This is a genomic window from Desmonostoc muscorum LEGE 12446, from assembly GCF_015207005.2.
Lineage (GTDB): Bacteria > Cyanobacteriota > Cyanobacteriia > Cyanobacteriales > Nostocaceae > Nostoc > Nostoc muscorum.
Map to the genome: position 1 here is coordinate 4,565,185 of NZ_JADEXS020000001.1, position 15,016 is coordinate 4,580,200.

11 protein-coding genes are annotated in these 15,016 nt (G+C 39.9%); 8 read left to right on the forward strand and 3 right to left on the reverse strand.

What is annotated here, in order from left to right:
• Positions 1-259: 259 nt before the first annotated feature.
• Positions 260-1,306, reverse strand: a complete 1,047-nt coding sequence (locus tag IQ276_RS19540; protein WP_235115810.1) for a zinc-dependent dehydrogenase — start codon at positions 1,304-1,306, stop codon at positions 260-262.
• A gap of 555 nt (positions 1,307-1,861) precedes the next feature.
• On the opposite strand from IQ276_RS19540, the gene IQ276_RS19545 reads away from it, so the two are divergent.
• From IQ276_RS19545 to patX, 4 genes are all read left to right on the forward strand, one after another.
• On the forward strand, positions 1,862-3,079 hold the full coding sequence (locus IQ276_RS19545) for a WD40 repeat domain-containing protein (RefSeq protein WP_193920308.1): 1,218 nt from the start codon (positions 1,862-1,864) through the stop codon (positions 3,077-3,079).
• Positions 3,080-3,128: 49 nt separating this feature from the next.
• On the forward strand, positions 3,129-5,018 hold the full coding sequence (locus IQ276_RS19550; RefSeq protein WP_193920306.1) for a protein kinase domain-containing protein: 1,890 nt from the start codon (positions 3,129-3,131) through the stop codon (positions 5,016-5,018).
• A gap of 327 nt (positions 5,019-5,345) precedes the next feature.
• Positions 5,346-7,112 (forward strand): FAD-dependent oxidoreductase, encoded by a 1,767-nt coding sequence (locus IQ276_RS19555; protein ID WP_193920304.1) that lies wholly within the window; start codon positions 5,346-5,348, stop codon positions 7,110-7,112.
• A gap of 107 nt (positions 7,113-7,219) precedes the next feature.
• Positions 7,220-7,534 (forward strand): heterocyst-inhibiting protein PatX, encoded by a 315-nt coding sequence (patX, locus tag IQ276_RS19560; protein WP_193920302.1) that lies wholly within the window; start codon positions 7,220-7,222, stop codon positions 7,532-7,534.
• A gap of 617 nt (positions 7,535-8,151) precedes the next feature.
• Here patX and IQ276_RS19565 read toward each other — a convergent pair.
• Positions 8,152-9,051, reverse strand: a complete 900-nt coding sequence (locus tag IQ276_RS19565; RefSeq protein WP_193925824.1) for a ferritin-like domain-containing protein — start codon at positions 9,049-9,051, stop codon at positions 8,152-8,154.
• A 372-nt stretch (positions 9,052-9,423) separates the two neighbouring features.
• On the opposite strand from IQ276_RS19565, the gene gifA reads away from it, so the two are divergent.
• On the forward strand, positions 9,424-9,624 hold the full coding sequence (gene gifA / locus IQ276_RS19570; RefSeq protein WP_190877004.1) for a glutamine synthetase inactivation factor IF7A: 201 nt from the start codon (positions 9,424-9,426) through the stop codon (positions 9,622-9,624).
• Between the two features lie 199 nt (positions 9,625-9,823).
• On the opposite strand, the gene glnA is transcribed toward gifA, so the two are convergent.
• Positions 9,824-11,248, reverse strand: a complete 1,425-nt coding sequence (glnA, locus tag IQ276_RS19575; RefSeq protein WP_190877005.1) for a type I glutamate--ammonia ligase — start codon at positions 11,246-11,248, stop codon at positions 9,824-9,826.
• 358 nt (positions 11,249-11,606) lie between these two features.
• On the opposite strand from glnA, the gene apcB reads away from it, so the two are divergent.
• The 3 genes from apcB to IQ276_RS19590 all read left to right on the forward strand — a co-directional run bounded on the left by apcB (position 11,607) and on the right by IQ276_RS19590 (position 14,998).
• Positions 11,607-12,116 (forward strand): allophycocyanin subunit beta, encoded by a 510-nt coding sequence (gene apcB / locus IQ276_RS19580; protein WP_190877006.1) that lies wholly within the window; start codon positions 11,607-11,609, stop codon positions 12,114-12,116.
• A gap of 234 nt (positions 12,117-12,350) precedes the next feature.
• Positions 12,351-12,827 carry a hypothetical protein gene (locus IQ276_RS19585; RefSeq protein ID WP_193914508.1) on the forward strand — a complete coding sequence of 159 codons (477 nt, stop codon included), beginning with the start codon at positions 12,351-12,353 and terminating at the stop codon, positions 12,825-12,827.
• The gene (locus IQ276_RS19590) at positions 12,824-14,998 is read left to right on the forward strand and encodes a Z1 domain-containing protein (RefSeq protein WP_193914505.1); all 2,175 of its coding nucleotides are present in this window, start codon (positions 12,824-12,826) and stop codon (positions 14,996-14,998) included. The genes IQ276_RS19585 and IQ276_RS19590 overlap by 4 nt, the downstream gene beginning before the upstream one ends.
• Positions 14,999-15,016: the final 18 nt, after the last annotated feature.

The following is a 15,016-nucleotide window of genomic DNA, read 5'->3' on the forward strand; positions in this document are numbered from 1 at the left end:
GGGAGATGGGGGGATGAGGGAGATGGGGGAGTATTAAGATTAGTAGCTTGAACCTTTGAGCTTCGTCGTTGAACCTTTGAGCTTCGTCGTTGAACCTCTGAGCTTCATCGTTGAACCTTTGAGCTTCGTCGTTGAACCTTTGAGCTTCGTCGTTGAACTTCTGAACATTAGACTTCTATTTTTAACACTTCCTCATCCCCCTCATCCCCCTCATCCCCCCACTCCCCACTCCCTACTCCCCACTCCCCCCACCTCGCTTTTACGGATAAATCAAGATTTTATAAGTTTCCGCCGTGGGTGCGATCGCTTGTTCTACAGCTGCTGATAAATCTTTTAATGGATAGCGATCGCTAATCAATGCTTTCACGTCAATCCGCTGATTAAATACAATATCAGCTGATAAATTCTGAACCCGATAAGATGAGCTATAACTGCCTATCAAGTCGATTTCCCGACGGTAGAGGATATTGGGGTTAATGGGAATTTCCACCTCATCAGGAAATTCGGCGAAAAACAGAATTTTTCCACCTTTGCGGGTACTATCAAGTGCTTGAAAAAATGCTTTTTCACTGGGGACAGCTAGGAGGGTGACATCAACACCTAGTCCACCAGTTAGGGCATGGATTTTTGCTGTTAAATCGGCATCACGGGCATCAAAAGCCGCCTCTGCACCGACACTCAAAGCTTTTTCAATTCTAGAGGGTAGTAAATCGGTGGCGATCGCTTTTGCTCCGAAATACTTCACCAACATGATAAACATTAACCCAATTGGCCCTGCCCCAGTGACTAACACTGTTTGTCCTGCGGCAATTTGGGCTTTTTTCACTGCTTTCAAGCAACAGTTAGTAGGTTCGACAAAACTCGCTTCTTCAAAACTGATATTGTCAGGGATGGGAATTAACCCGCCATTTTGGACAATATGTCCGGGAACTTTGACATAATCGGCGAAACCGCCACCACTAGCGTTAAAGCCTGCGGTAGTGGAAATATTTTTGTAGACATCGCACATTGAAAAATTGTCATTTAGGCAGTAGGCGCAATGCATACAAGGGATGTGATGCATTACTGCTACCCGTTGTCCAACTTGCCAACCTTTGACATTATTGCCTAGTGCTGCGATCGTACCAGCCGTTTCATGTCCAAAAATGCGCGGCGGTTCATACAGTGGATAACGAATTTTTTTAATATCTGACTGACACAACCCCACAACCCGCACCTGTACGAGTACCTCATCAGCTTCCAGGGTTGGAACTGGGATATCTTCGTAAGACAGTTGATTAACGCCTCTAAATACCTGTGCTTTCACGTTGGTTTTTCCACACTTAACGATACTAGATGTAACATTAGTGGTCAACGTTAAGCTATTCTCTGTAAGATTTATTTTGTACTATAGGACTATTATTTGATTTTTGAAAAGATACGTAGGGTGCGTTATGGGCGAGAGTACGGCACCATTCTTAAGGATTTGGTGCGTTAGCGTTTCGCGTAACGCACCCTACAAATACTACACAAACGAAATATCCGAAATCAAGATAAATTATCTTGTCTGATGGGCGTGTAGAGACGTTGCACTGCAACGTCTCCACAAATTTTATGGTTGGACAAATTATCTGAATCCCAACCGTATTCAATTAAATGTAACTAGAGAGTATTACATTTTTTTAATAAGGGATTTTCCATTTCCAAAATAGAGTTATATTTTTAACTGCTTAGAAATGTTTGTAATTATGTTTGAACATTTTTACTGAATCAAACTACATCACTTTTTTAAAGCTTACATTTTTTATACTTCATTCTAAGTAATTACTTTACTTTTTTTAGAGTTAATTGTCTAAATATGTATAACGTGAAAGGAACTTTTATGAAGCGTAATCTGACTCCGTTCATGATATTGCTGCTAGTACAATTACTGCTATGGAAAGGAATTTCAATTATATCTCCTACAGCCAACAAGAATTCTGATACTCAAGCACATTCAACAGTAGCGAATAGCGAGATATTACAAACTACTCTCAAAGGTCACGCATTAGCAGTAAGTTCTGCTGCTATTACCGCTGATAATAATACTATGATTAGTGGCAGTTTAGATAACACTATCAAAATTTGGAATTTACAAACTGGTCAATTAAAACGCACCCTCACAGGCCATACAGGAGTAGTAGATTATCTCAGCGTTACTCCTGATGGCAAGTATATAGTTAGTGCTGAATCTAAAAACGTCAGAATTTGGAATGTACTAACTGGCGCATTAATACGCGAACTAGGAAATTCACAAACAATTAGTTTTGTGAAAACAAGTCAAGATGGACAAACTGTAGTCATTGACGGCGGTACGCAGATCGTAAAGGGTAAACCAGCTTCTCCTTATTCTTTTGAGCCAGACATAACAAAATATCTAATCAGTGTTTATAACTTAAAAACTGGTACTTTAAAAAATCAGCTTGTCCACAATAATGCATTGAGCAAAGTTGAGATGAGTAAAAGTGGCAATATCTTAGTTAGTGGAGATAAAACAGGAAAATTAAATATTTGGAACTTAACAAATGGGACATTACAAAAAACGCTAACAGGTCATGCAAGCGAAATTAAATCTCTTGCTATTAGTCCTGACGAAAAAACAATTGTCAGTACTGAATACAATGGGCAAATCAAAATTTGGGATTTAATTTCAGGCAAACTAAAAAGTACATTTACTGGACATAATATTCAATCTTATGAATCGGTTGGTGTCTTAATTCCAGATAACAATACCCTACTGAGTTGGAATACATCTACTAATAGTGATGTGAAAATGTGGAATTTGCAAACTGGTGAGTTGAAAAGTACATTTCCAAAAAATCGGAATTCAGATTTAGATAGTAACTTAGATTTTATAAAAATTAGTTCAGATAGTAAGAAGCTAATTACAAAGACTAAGGATAATCTCCAAACTTGGGAATTAGCAACAGGTCAGCTAAAAGATAGTATTGAAATTCATGGATATATCCTCGCTTTTAGTCCCGACAATCGGATTCTGGTAACTCATGCTGAAGATAAAACTACTATGAATATTTGGCGAATTCCATTCGATAATAAGTAGATAGACACTCAAAACTTACCTATATAAATAAATTTCATCAGATTGTATTATGAATACTAAACCAGATTATTCAAAATATGGCTATAAAATTAGCCACGAATTAGGACGTAACCAACAAGGAGGAAGAATTACTTGGCTGGCGTCATCTATGACGACGGATAATCAAGTAGTTATCAAGCAGTATTCTTTTGCTCAAATAGATTCCAATTGGTCAGATTTTAAAGCTCACCAACGAGAAATCGAGATTTTACAAGAACTCAATCATTCAAGGATTCCTAAATATTTAGGAGCCTTCCCCACATTAAATGGCTTTTGCTTAGTTCAAGAATATATTGACGCTCCTTCTTTAGCGGTTCCTCGCACTTTTGAGCCGGAAGACATCAAACAAATCGCCATTCAAGTATTAGAGATTCTGGCATATCTCCAATGTCGTATTCCTTGTATTATTCATCGGGATATTAAGCCAGAAAATATTTTAGTAGATGCAGAATTAAATGTTTACTTAATCGATTTTGGTTTTGCTCGTATTGGTAGTCAAGAAGTCTCAAGTAGTAGTGTTTTCGTAGGGACGCCTGGTTTTATTCCGCCAGAACAATTATTAAAGCCGACAACAGCGACAGATTTATATGCTTTGGGAGTAACATTAATTTGCTTATTGACAGGAACGAAATCGACTCAAATCCAAAATATCATCGATGAAGACGATCCTTCCCAAATTCGATTTCGACATTTGTTACCCAAACTAAGTCTGCGATTTCTGGACTGGTTGGAAATGATGGTACAACCCAAACTCAAAAACCGTTTTGCAAATGCACAACAAGCACTCAACGCTTTGATACTTCTTGATGTTACCCGATGTCCACAAGTCGAATTCAGCCATCAGATAAAAGATTTTATCGCAATACGCTTAGGCGAAAAAATCCGAGAATCTATCACTATTGAAAATGTCATACCAAACACAGTACTAAAAGGACATTGGGAAGTTGCTCCCCATCCTCACGATCCGCCACATGAAGTAAATTCTCATCCTTGGATTAGGATTACACCAAAGAAGGTTGCAGGCAATCATACAAAGTGTGATATTGAAGTGGATACTAGTCAATTAATGGCAGATAAGTTATATAAACGCCAGTTACTTTTGCATACAAATGCATACCCAGCAATTCATACTTTGACGGTGAAAGTACAAACGGCTCTGATTCCCATTGAAAAGAGAGAATCAAAATCTTATGCAAGTTTAATTTGGGCGTTTTTAACTGGTGAGATACTCGCGTTTGCACTCATTGGAATTATACCTTGGATTGTTGCAACTTTAGCATCTCACAATATCGGACTCTTACCTATTGAATACACGGGCAGTGGTTCTAAGACTTTCATTGAGAGTGGCTCTGGGGCTTTCATTTTTGGTACAGTAGCAGCTATTTTAGGGGCTGTATTAGGTGTTTTAATTGGTGGAATTGACCACTTTTTGCAGAAAAAATATGACTCTTGGAAAGATATAACCGGAGTTATGTTTGGAGGCGCAATGATTCTTGGTGTACTGGGAATTATCATCGGCGGTGTGTATGGAACCATCTTTGATTCAAATAGACCCAGTGATTTAGTGAGCATTATTTTAAAGTCGTTGTGGGGGATTGTATGGGGAGGCTTTTTTGCTTCTATTGTTGGCGGAATTGCCGGAGCAATAATTGGCTTTCCCACCAGTTTTTTGATGTGGGCTGTTTTGAAGATTGTTAATGATTGGTTGTCGTTACTTGCCGCAGCATTTGGAATTAGTGTCGGTCTTGGTTTTGTGATGAGTTTTCTGAATCCATCTACTATTGTGGCGTTGGGGATAACAGGAATACCCTTTTTATATACACTGGTTTATGCACCCATCCAGCACCAAAAATTAATTACTAAATACCGTAATTCTGAAAAAAAATTGATTGAGCCGTAGCTGTGAAAAATTGGTAATAATATGGGACTGACGCACTGTACAAATTGATTGTGGTATATCTTGACCAAAATAGACGCGATAAATCGCCAAATAGAGACGCGATAAATCGCCGTCTCTACAAGAAATAAATTATCCAATTTTGTAGGGTGGGCATCTTGCCCGCCTTATTTACTGGGCGGGCGAGACGCCCACTCTACAATAGTTAATTCGATATTTTTTTATTTGTCAGTCCCTTTTTTTTGGTATTAGCTATCTGTTAAGGGCTATATCTTGTCTAAACCCACTTTATTTAGAGACAATATCTCGAATGTTTAGTGAGGTTCACGAATGGCTAATCAATATCAAGCTGATGTTCTAGTTGTCGGCGGTGGAACTGGAGGCACCGCAGCTGCTATCCAAGCGGCGCGACGGGGAGCTAAAACTATTCTGGTGAGTCAATTCTCCTGGTTGGGGGGAATGCTGACTTCGGCTGGAGTGTCTGCACCCGATGGCAATGAATTAGAAGCCTTGCAAACAGGGTTATGGGGTGCGTTTTTGCAGGAATTACGGCATCGACAGCCAGGTGGATTAGATAACTGTTGGGTAAGCTTTTTTAGTTACGATCCCCGCATTGGGGCAGAGATTTTTGCCGATTGGGTGCAGGAATTACCGAATCTGCACTGGATTTCTGGACAAGTGCCAATAGATGTTTACCGACAAGGCGATCGCATTACTGGTGTCCGCTTTGCTAATTTTGCTGTCACAGCCAAGATTATTCTCGATGCCACAGAATTAGGAGATTTATTAGCTTTAGCTGACATACCTTACCGCTGGGGCTGGGAATTGCAATCTGAGTGGGGAGAACCCAGCGCCCCAGTAGCTTTTAACTCTTTAACCGAGAGATATCCGGTGCAAGCGCCCACTTATGTAGTGATTATGCAAGACTTTGGTGAAGCCGTTGCCCCAGAAATTCCGGCTGCGCCCAATTATAATCCATCCTTATTTGCAGGTGCTTGGGATAAATATGGCGCTGAGACATTTTTAAATTATGGACGTTTACCTGGCGATCGCTTCATGATTAATTGGCCAATCTGTGGCAATGACTACGGCGAAGGGGTAGAGCGACTGATAAAGTCAGACGTAGCCAGGGGTGAATTTATCCAAGAATCACGCTGGCACAGTCAAAATTTTGCCCATTTTATTCAAAATCAACTTGGCCGTCGCTATGGTTTAGCAAAACAAGTATTTCCTCACACTCCTACAGCTTTTGCACTGCATCCCTATTACCGAGAAAGTCGGCGCTTAGTGGGAGTAACTACTGTCCGTGAACAGGATATTTTACCTGTTGCTGGAGGTAGAGTTGCATCTATATTTAATGATGCAATCGCCGTTGGTAATTACGCCAACGACCATCATTATCCTGATGTTCAATTTCCACTGCAACCGAAATCTATCCGATGGGGGGGACGCTGGACTGGGACTCCCTTTACAATTCCCTACAGTTGTCTAATTCCAGCCACAACGGATGGTTTCTTGGTTTGTGAAAAGAATATTTCTGTCTCCCACATTGCCAATGGCGCAACCAGATTACAACCCGTGGTTATGGGCATTGGTCAAGCAGGGGGAATGGCAGCAGCCATGTGTGTTGAGTTAAACTGCCAGCCAAGGGATTTACCTGTCAGGGAGCTACAAGCGGCTTTACTACAAGACGATCGCGCAAAAGCGATAATCATACCTTTTTTTAATCTACCACCTAATCATTCGGATTGGCTGCCTCGGCAACTGTATTACTTAAATAACCCACCAGCCTATCCAGCTAGCGGTGATTGCCCTTGGCCATCCACCGATCAGTACTCTGAATCTAATGTTGACAAGGTATTAATCCCAGAAAACAAGTGTTTTCAAGGTATTTTCTACCGCTTGGATCAGCAAGAATACAGATTCACTGTCACTGCACCGGGCGCATATCAAGGGCAAAATTGGCAGCTTGTGACTTTGCGATCGCATATCAACCAACAGTTAAACGCTTATCCCGACAAACAATTAGTTACAGTATGGGGTCGTCAGAATCACTTCAGTAATTGGTTATTAGTCGAACATCTGGACCAAGGATAAGAGGAGTTTATTTTCAGTAAAACACAATACTTTTTGATGAATTGTCCGGATATTCATAAAAAAGCTAAGTATCAGTGAAGTGGAGAGTTCCAAAATAGACATCTGCTATGCGTGCTGCCATTTCACTTTTAGTTTCGAGTCTGGTGTTCGGCCCCTTAGCTTCTAACTGCCAAGCAATGGACAATCAATTAACCAGCAGAAAGTCTGTAGACGATTCTGCGGCCTTTCCTAAACTACGCCGACTTACGGCAATACCAAGGGCAAACAGAACTTTCCAAGAAAATCGGCTGCTTTCGATGCCAGCTTGGCAACAGTTGCTCTCGGCGCAATCTGAACAAAATCCAGATGATGCGCCACGTCATCGCGGTAGTGGACGCAGAGAAGTGATGCAAAAATTCACAAACATCTATGCTGTTGTTTAACTACCGCAGGATAATGCCTGTTTTTGTCAAAAAAGTACCTAAAAACAGGATGTTGTTAGCATTTTTTTCACAGCTTTTCTGGCAGAAATATATACAGTTAACACACGAAAATCTTCAGCGATCGCTTAGTATTTGAACTGCAATCTGCTGTATATAGTAGTTGGCATCAAACCTGGAAATCAAAAGGCAAATCAAACCAACTGCCTCGATCAACAGCATCACCAACTCCTCAAAAGCCACACAACTGTTACTGCTATTCTTGGCAAGCTCTGCGTCTCAACCCTCAACTGCTTTTGAAACAGATGTTACTTAGGTTATCAATTAATTTAAAAAACATCTAATTCCGACATTTTGCTAATTGGGGAACAACCTTAAGGCAACTTCTCTTTATTCCCAAATAAGTCTTCTCACAGATTGAGTAGCTGGCTATCTACATCAACAAATAATAGATCTTCGCCTCATCTGAGCTTGTCTAAACAATGGGGCATGGGGCATAGGGCATTGAGAGGTGTGGGAGGTGTCGGAGGAGAGGGAGGAGGGGGAAGTATAAATTCTCTTTCTCCCCACACTCCCCACACTCCCCACACTCCCTACTCCCTACTCCCCACTCCTTCTCTTCACACGGTTGTTTTCTTGCGATTATCTTCTGTTCGCTGGATACCGTTGAGGAACATGGGCACAAACTTCTCGAAAAACGCCTGCGGGTCGCGTTGCCAAGCTTTTTGTGCAGCTTGAATCCTAGTAAATTGCAACTCAGGTGCTAGCAAAGTCTGGGGTAAGCGTTCCATCAGATATTGAGGACGTTCCCAAACCGGCATGGTATTCGCTACTTCCAGCAGGTTGGCAACTCGCCGCAGTTCGGCTCCTAAGGTGATATCCATTCCTGATTCAAAGGCCGCCTGTTCAATTGCAGTATATTTTTGCTTCGCTTGCTCTACTTTTTGCCGATGTTCTGGACTTTTACGCGCGAGTTCTGCTAGCCAACGGTTACCCCAGCGCACATGTCCTGTTTCCTCTGGCAAAATTTTTTCAATTGTTTCCCGGATTTTGATGTTTTCTTCAGTTTGCGGCGCTTGCTTGAGGGCGTAAATATGGGCGGAAAAATACTCACAGCCTCGTTTTTCGGTAATATTAATTGCTGCTATGGCAGCAATTATACCGTCCTCTAAGTTGCGTTTTGGATCGTAGGCGTCTTTGTCGAGCAGGCGATCGAATTCATCAATATAGGAAGTTCCGGGGGGAGCTCCGACATCGCTTCCTAGATCGATGAGCAAATCAGTTAACCACATGGCATGACGAGCTTCATCTGAGATGTGGTGAGATAAATCCCGCACTAGTTCCCGTGGCTGTCCATTCAGTTGCTCGATTAAGTCCGTCAGGTCTTTACAACTGCGTTGTTCGCTGTAGCGGTAGCGATTCAGAGTAATTAGATGGATTTCGCGATCGCATACCACCCGTTTCAAGATTTCCCTTGCACCCAAAGCATTCTGAAATTTACGTGGGTAGGTAACTGTCATAAAGTTATATAAAGTTTTATAAACCTGTAGTCGATCCTAACTTAGTTTTTTGCAATTGCCGTATTCCCACTGGATTACTGAAAAAAAGGGTAAAAATTCAAAAAATCAATTACTCAATCTCCACTTCAGTACCAGACATTATATGAATTTTTGTAAAAAATGTTATTACTTTTGAATAATGATTTTGACAAATAAAATCGCCAAAAGCCTCTACAGCAAAGCTTTTTCTTTGATATGCACTGGCATTCAAAATCTAAAATTTAAAAAATTAATCAAAAATAGTAGCGTATGTTACAGTTTTTTCTGTTATATTAGTTTTTAGAGAAAAACAAAAAATATATATTCACTACAGAAACAGGGAGGACTATGGTTATGTCTATCGCAGAAAAATCTCGTGCGTTAATGGTTCGTGAACATCAGCAAGTCAAGAATCGCCAACAATCAATGCTGATGCGTGCTGCCCAAGAACTTGGTCTTCCTGAAGAAGCGTCTCACTACTGGAACCCGATTCAAGGGAAGATAGATACGACTACTCGGATGATTTATGGACGCAGCAACGCGACCATGAGTTAGTAGCGAGTTGGATTCGATGAGAGAGATGATGGAGATGGGGAGCAGGGGAGGTAGGGGTAGAATAACTCCTAACTCCTAATGCCCCATGCCCAATATCGATAGTTTTCAGCATCACGTTAAAAAATAGCTGTTCGATTGGGAAAAAAAGCCACCCTAGAGGGTGGCAAAATTTAGAATTTTAGTTAGATACAATACTTAATTAAGCATCGTAATAAAGGTAAAACTCGTAGGGATGAGGACGCAGCTGCAATTGCTTGACTTCGTTAGCCAGCTTGTAGTCAATCCAATTTTGGATAAAGTCTTCTGTGAAGACGCCTGATTCTGTCAAGAAAGCGTGATCGTTTTCCAGTGCTTCCAACGCCAATTCCAAAGAACCTGGAGTTGAAGGAACCTTCGCCAGTTCTTCTGGAGAGAGTTCATAGATATTTTTATCTAAGGGTTCACCAGGATGGATTTTGTTCTTGATGCCATCGATACCAGCAGAAAGCATTGCAGCAAATGCCAAGTAGGGGTTAGAAGTAGCATCTGGACAACGGAATTCTAGGCGCTTGGCTTTGGGGTTAGTGCCAGACAGAGGAATACGGATAGAAGCAGAACGGTTCCCTTGGGAGTAAGCCAAGTTAACAGGTGCTTCATAACCAGGTACTAGGCGCTTGTATGAGTTGGTGCTGGGGTTGGTAATGGCCAACAGGGCTGGTGCGTGTTTGAGCAGACCGCCAATGTAATACAATGCTGTTTCACTCAAACCAGCATACTTATCACCTGCAAACAGAGGTTGACCATCTTTCCAGATGGACTGGTGACAGTGCATTCCCGAACCGTTATCGCCAAAAATGGGTTTTGGCATAAAGGTGACGGTTTTGCCATGTTTTTTGGCAACGTTCTTGATGACATATTTGTAAATCATCAACCAGTCAGCGGCTTCGATCAACTTCCCAAAGCGGAAACCTAGCTCGCACTGACCACCTGTAGCAACTTCGTGGTGATGCTTTTCAATGGGCACACCTAAGTCTGCCATTGTCAACAGCATTTCTGTACGGATATCTTGGAAAGAATCCGTTGGCGAAACTGGGAAGTAACCTTCTTTGAAGCGTGGTTTGTAACCCAAGTTGGGTTTTTCAGCTGTACCGGCTTTACCGGAATTCCAAGCACCTTCTTCGGAGTCTAAAAAGTAGTAGCCTTCGTTGGCGGTTTGAGCAAACCTAGCATTGTCAAAGATAAAGAACTCAGCTTCAGGGCCAAAATAGACTGTATCACCAATACCAGTGGAAACCAGGTAGTCTACTGCTTTTTGGGCAATCACCCGTGGACAACGGTTATACCATTCACCCGTGCGGGGTTCTTTGATGCTACAAACTATACTTAGCGTTGGCACTTCCATGAATGGGTCGATCCAAGCAGTGTTGGGATCGAGTACCATCGTCATGTCCGATTCGTTGATAGCCTTCCAACCCCGGATGCTGGAACCGTCAAAAGGTACGCCATCAGTGAATGCAGTCTCATCGATTTGGTTTTGGTACAGTGTGAGGTGCTGCCAAGTCCCTACTGTATCGATGAATTTGAGATCAATCAGCTGAATTTTTTCATCTTGAATTCTCTTCAAGACTTCTTGTGGTGTTGTCATTGTTACTCCTTCTCTACCAATTTCCTTAAAGTAAAACCAGAATCTTCCAAAGCATCCTAACCCTGCTGATCTCAATCCAGCCGTGACACACCTGAAATATCTTAAATACTAGACATTGGGGTATTTTGTAGCTTGTGCTACAGATATCTGGATTACAGGTTATATTAACCTTTCCCCGATCATCTGTACAAAACTGGAAAGTTCATCACATAGGGGTCAACTTTGGCATAGAATCCTTATGTAGTGGATAGTTTGTTTTTGTGCCGAATCTATTTTTAATAGCACAAAAATTTACTGGTGCATAAGTGCAGCCAAATAAATATCAAACCATAGATAGCAACGATTGGGAGAAAAAGGAATGCGCGATGCGGTAACAAGTTTAATTAAGAATTATGACGTAGCTGGTCGGTATTTTGACCGGAATGCGCTAGATAGCCTAAAGTCTTACTTTGATAGTGGTACAGCACGGGTACAGGCAGCGGCGGCGATCAACTCTAATGCGGCTGGACTTGTCAAGCAGGCTGGTTTGAAGTTATATGAAGAACTACCGGAACTGATTCGTCCCGGTGGAAATTCCTATACAACTCGTCGTTATGCAGCTTGTTTACGGGATCTAGATTATTACTTGCGCTACGCCAGTTATGCGCTGGTTGCTGGCAACACCAATGTGTTGGATGAACGAGTGCTACAAGGGCTGCGGGAAACTTACAATTCTTTAGGAGTACCCATCGGGCCAACGGTTCGCGGTGTGCAGATACTCAAGGATCTAGCTAAGGAACAAGTGGCAGCAGCAGGTGTGGCTAATACTGCTTTTGTTGATGAACCATTCGATCACATCACACGCGAGTTGAGCGAGATTGATATTTAACATTTAGTTCTGGCGATTATAAATCGCAGAACCAAAACAAGATTCACGTAGGTGAACTTAATGATTATCGCACTTTGACTTTATTAGCAAGGTGCGTTTACTTTTTTTCACGGCAAAAATCGATTTGTTGTTTGACAAATTAATTCGCAGTACAACAGAAAAAACACTGGAAAAATTTTATACTTCCTCTTATGATATTTATTATTCATATAGATAATTTTTGGTAAGAGTTCAATGAGTATTAATGATCTAGAATTTCTGCAAGGTGCAGCTTTTCTTCGACTCCTCAAAGGAACATCTTATATATCTATAAGTTATTTATCTTCTATTCATTTATCTCTTTATATTATAAAAAACTCAAATCAAGAATCTGCTATTCTATTTAAAATATCAAAAAAACCTACTTCTTCATGGTCATTTAGCTTCAGTTCACAGGAAGAAAATGCACTGACAAGGTTTCATCAAACCTATCCTGATGTCAAACTCTTTATAGCATTGATTTGTCATCGGGATGGCGTTTGTTGTCTATCAGAACAACAATTATGGACAATTATTGATCCTAGTGAGGGTTTAGCCAACCAACGTGTTTCTGTTAAAAGAGAATTAAGAGGAAGTTATTATGTGAAAGGTACGGGAAGAGTTCCCTTAGAACATACAGTCCCTCAAAACAATTGGCCTGACGTAATTTTATCAACACCAAATAACCTATGACACATACTCCTATTGAAATTAATGGCGACTGTATTGATAGATTAATTAAGAGATTAGAGAAACAAATCGGAGCAAAAGAAGCGAATCAACTAAAAAAAACTGCTATTGAAATTGTCCAAAATTGTGTCAATGTTTATTCAGAAAATTTTGGTATTGGTGATGTCGGGAAAAATAGTACAGGTTTAGTGGGTCAACCTTATAAGGGAACAGACGCTATTCCTAATGGAACAACTGGACTTATTTATGGTCGAGTTCAAAGCGGTAAAACCAATACAACTATTGCAACTTTAGCACTGGCTCACGAAAATAATTTTCGTTGTTTTATTATTTTAACCTCTGATAATACATGGTTAGGAAAACAAACGGCTAATCGTTTTAATAATCAAGTTCAAGCAGGCCCTGTTTTCTTTGATTGGGAAGCATGGAAAAAAGACCCTGATGGTTTTGCAAAAACTAAAATTGCACCCTATATAAAAGATACAGGTGTTGTATTAGTTTCTACAAAAAACGGTCATCACTTAGATAATTTATTGAAAGTTTTAAGAGCAGCAAAAATCAAATGTGTTCCTACTTTGATTTTTGATGATGAAGCGGATAACGCTAGTTTAAATACGAATGAATCTAAACAAGCTAAAAAAGGAAAAGATGCAATTGATGATAGTAAAATTTTTGAGACGATAGGTAAAATTCGTCAAGAGGTTGCTAATCATATTTATATTCAAATTACAGCAACTCCTCAAAGTTTATTATTACAAAAGCTCTCTCAGCCTTGTAAGCCACAATTTTGTGCCGCATTACCAGAGCCAGGAGATAGTTATATGGGAGGAGAGTTATTTTTTGCTGAGGAAAGTAACTACTCTTATATTGTAGATGCTGGAGAAATCAACGAACTTAAGAAACAAAAAGGTGCAATAAATCCTGGGAATAAATGGATAATTCCTGAAGGATTACGACTTGCACTTTGTTGCTTCTTCTTAGGTGCAATCTACAAAATGCTATCTTCTGAAAAAGAAGATGAGAAATATTCTTTTCTTGCTCATGTTTGTTATAAGCAAGATATTCATAGTGTATTAGAAAAAGTGATTAGTCAATTTGTAATTAACTTAGATCAAGCAATTAGAGAAAAGAGTTCACATACAGAAAATCAACAAGCTCGCAAATGGTTAGCTCAAGCTTACAACGAGCTAAATAAAACTGCTGATAATTTACCTCCAATTACTGAACTTATAGATGAATTACAAATTCAATTAAGACGTGCAATTCCTAAAATAATTAATGCAAATAACCCTGAAAAAGAGCCTAATTATAATCCTGGTATGAACATATTAATTGGGGGTAATAGATTAGGAAGAGGTGTAACAATTGATGGTTTAATGGTAACTTATTATGGACGAGATGCAAAACAAAAAGTGATGGATACAGTTCATCAACATGCTCGAATGTATGGTTATCGTCCACAATTGAAAGATGTAACACGCCTCTTTTTACCAAAACATATACTAGACGCTTTTCGTTCTATTCACGAAGCAGATGAAGCGATGCGGCAAGCAATTGGAGATGATATTCATAATATAAAACTACAACCTGTTTGGATAGGAGGAAATCTTAAACCAACTCGTTCTAATGTTTTAGATCCTTCAGTAATTGATGTATTAGTACCAGGTTCATTAGTTTTTCCTCAAAGTCCAGCCTATAAAAAAGATGAAATCGAGGATAATTTCAAAGAAATTGAGAACCTTTTAATAAATTATCAAGATAATAATCAATATTATGAAGTTGATATAGACTTTATAATTAAAATACTCAATTATACAAAAAGTCATTATATCCTCTCAGAAAAATGGGAAGATAAACGTATTATCAAAGGATTAACAGATATAAAATCAAAGGGTATGACAAAGGGTCGTTTAAATGTTCGTAGAGGTGAAAGAAATAATAATCAAGGATTAGATATGACGAGAAAAGACCCTTTTGAGTGGATGTTTGGCTTCGGATCAGGTAGGTGGTCATTAGAGGCTAAAGAGAAATATCCCGATGTCCCAACGTTAATTGTTTGCTATCAAAAAGGTGAAAAAAGCAAGAAATGGGATGGTCATCCTATATATGTACCTATGTTGGTTTTACCTAAACAAAAATTTGTTTTAATGTTTAATTATGATGAGAATGAATAGGTGATATTTTTAATTGGC

What these genes read in the sequence shown, in the direction of transcription:
- gifA (WP_190877004.1), top strand. Translation starts at nt 9,424, where the DNA reads ATGTCTATCGCAGAAAAATCTCGTGCGTTAATGGTTCGTGAACATCAG.
- IQ276_RS19585 (WP_193914508.1), top strand. Translation starts at nt 12,351, where the DNA reads ATGAGTATTAATGATCTAGAATTTCTGCAAGGTGCAGCTTTTCTTCGA.
- glnA (WP_190877005.1), bottom strand. Translation starts at nt 11,248, where the DNA reads ATGACAACACCACAAGAAGTCTTGAAGAGAATTCAAGATGAAAAAATT.
- IQ276_RS19590 (WP_193914505.1), top strand. Translation starts at nt 12,824, where the DNA reads ATGACACATACTCCTATTGAAATTAATGGCGACTGTATTGATAGATTA.
- IQ276_RS19545 (WP_193920308.1), top strand. Translation starts at nt 1,862, where the DNA reads ATGAAGCGTAATCTGACTCCGTTCATGATATTGCTGCTAGTACAATTA.
- IQ276_RS19550 (WP_193920306.1), top strand. Translation starts at nt 3,129, where the DNA reads ATGAATACTAAACCAGATTATTCAAAATATGGCTATAAAATTAGCCAC.
- IQ276_RS19565 (WP_193925824.1), bottom strand. Translation starts at nt 9,051, where the DNA reads ATGACAGTTACCTACCCACGTAAATTTCAGAATGCTTTGGGTGCAAGG.
- apcB (WP_190877006.1), top strand. Translation starts at nt 11,607, where the DNA reads ATGCGCGATGCGGTAACAAGTTTAATTAAGAATTATGACGTAGCTGGT.
- patX (WP_193920302.1), top strand. Translation starts at nt 7,220, where the DNA reads ATGCGTGCTGCCATTTCACTTTTAGTTTCGAGTCTGGTGTTCGGCCCC.
- IQ276_RS19555 (WP_193920304.1), top strand. Translation starts at nt 5,346, where the DNA reads ATGGCTAATCAATATCAAGCTGATGTTCTAGTTGTCGGCGGTGGAACT.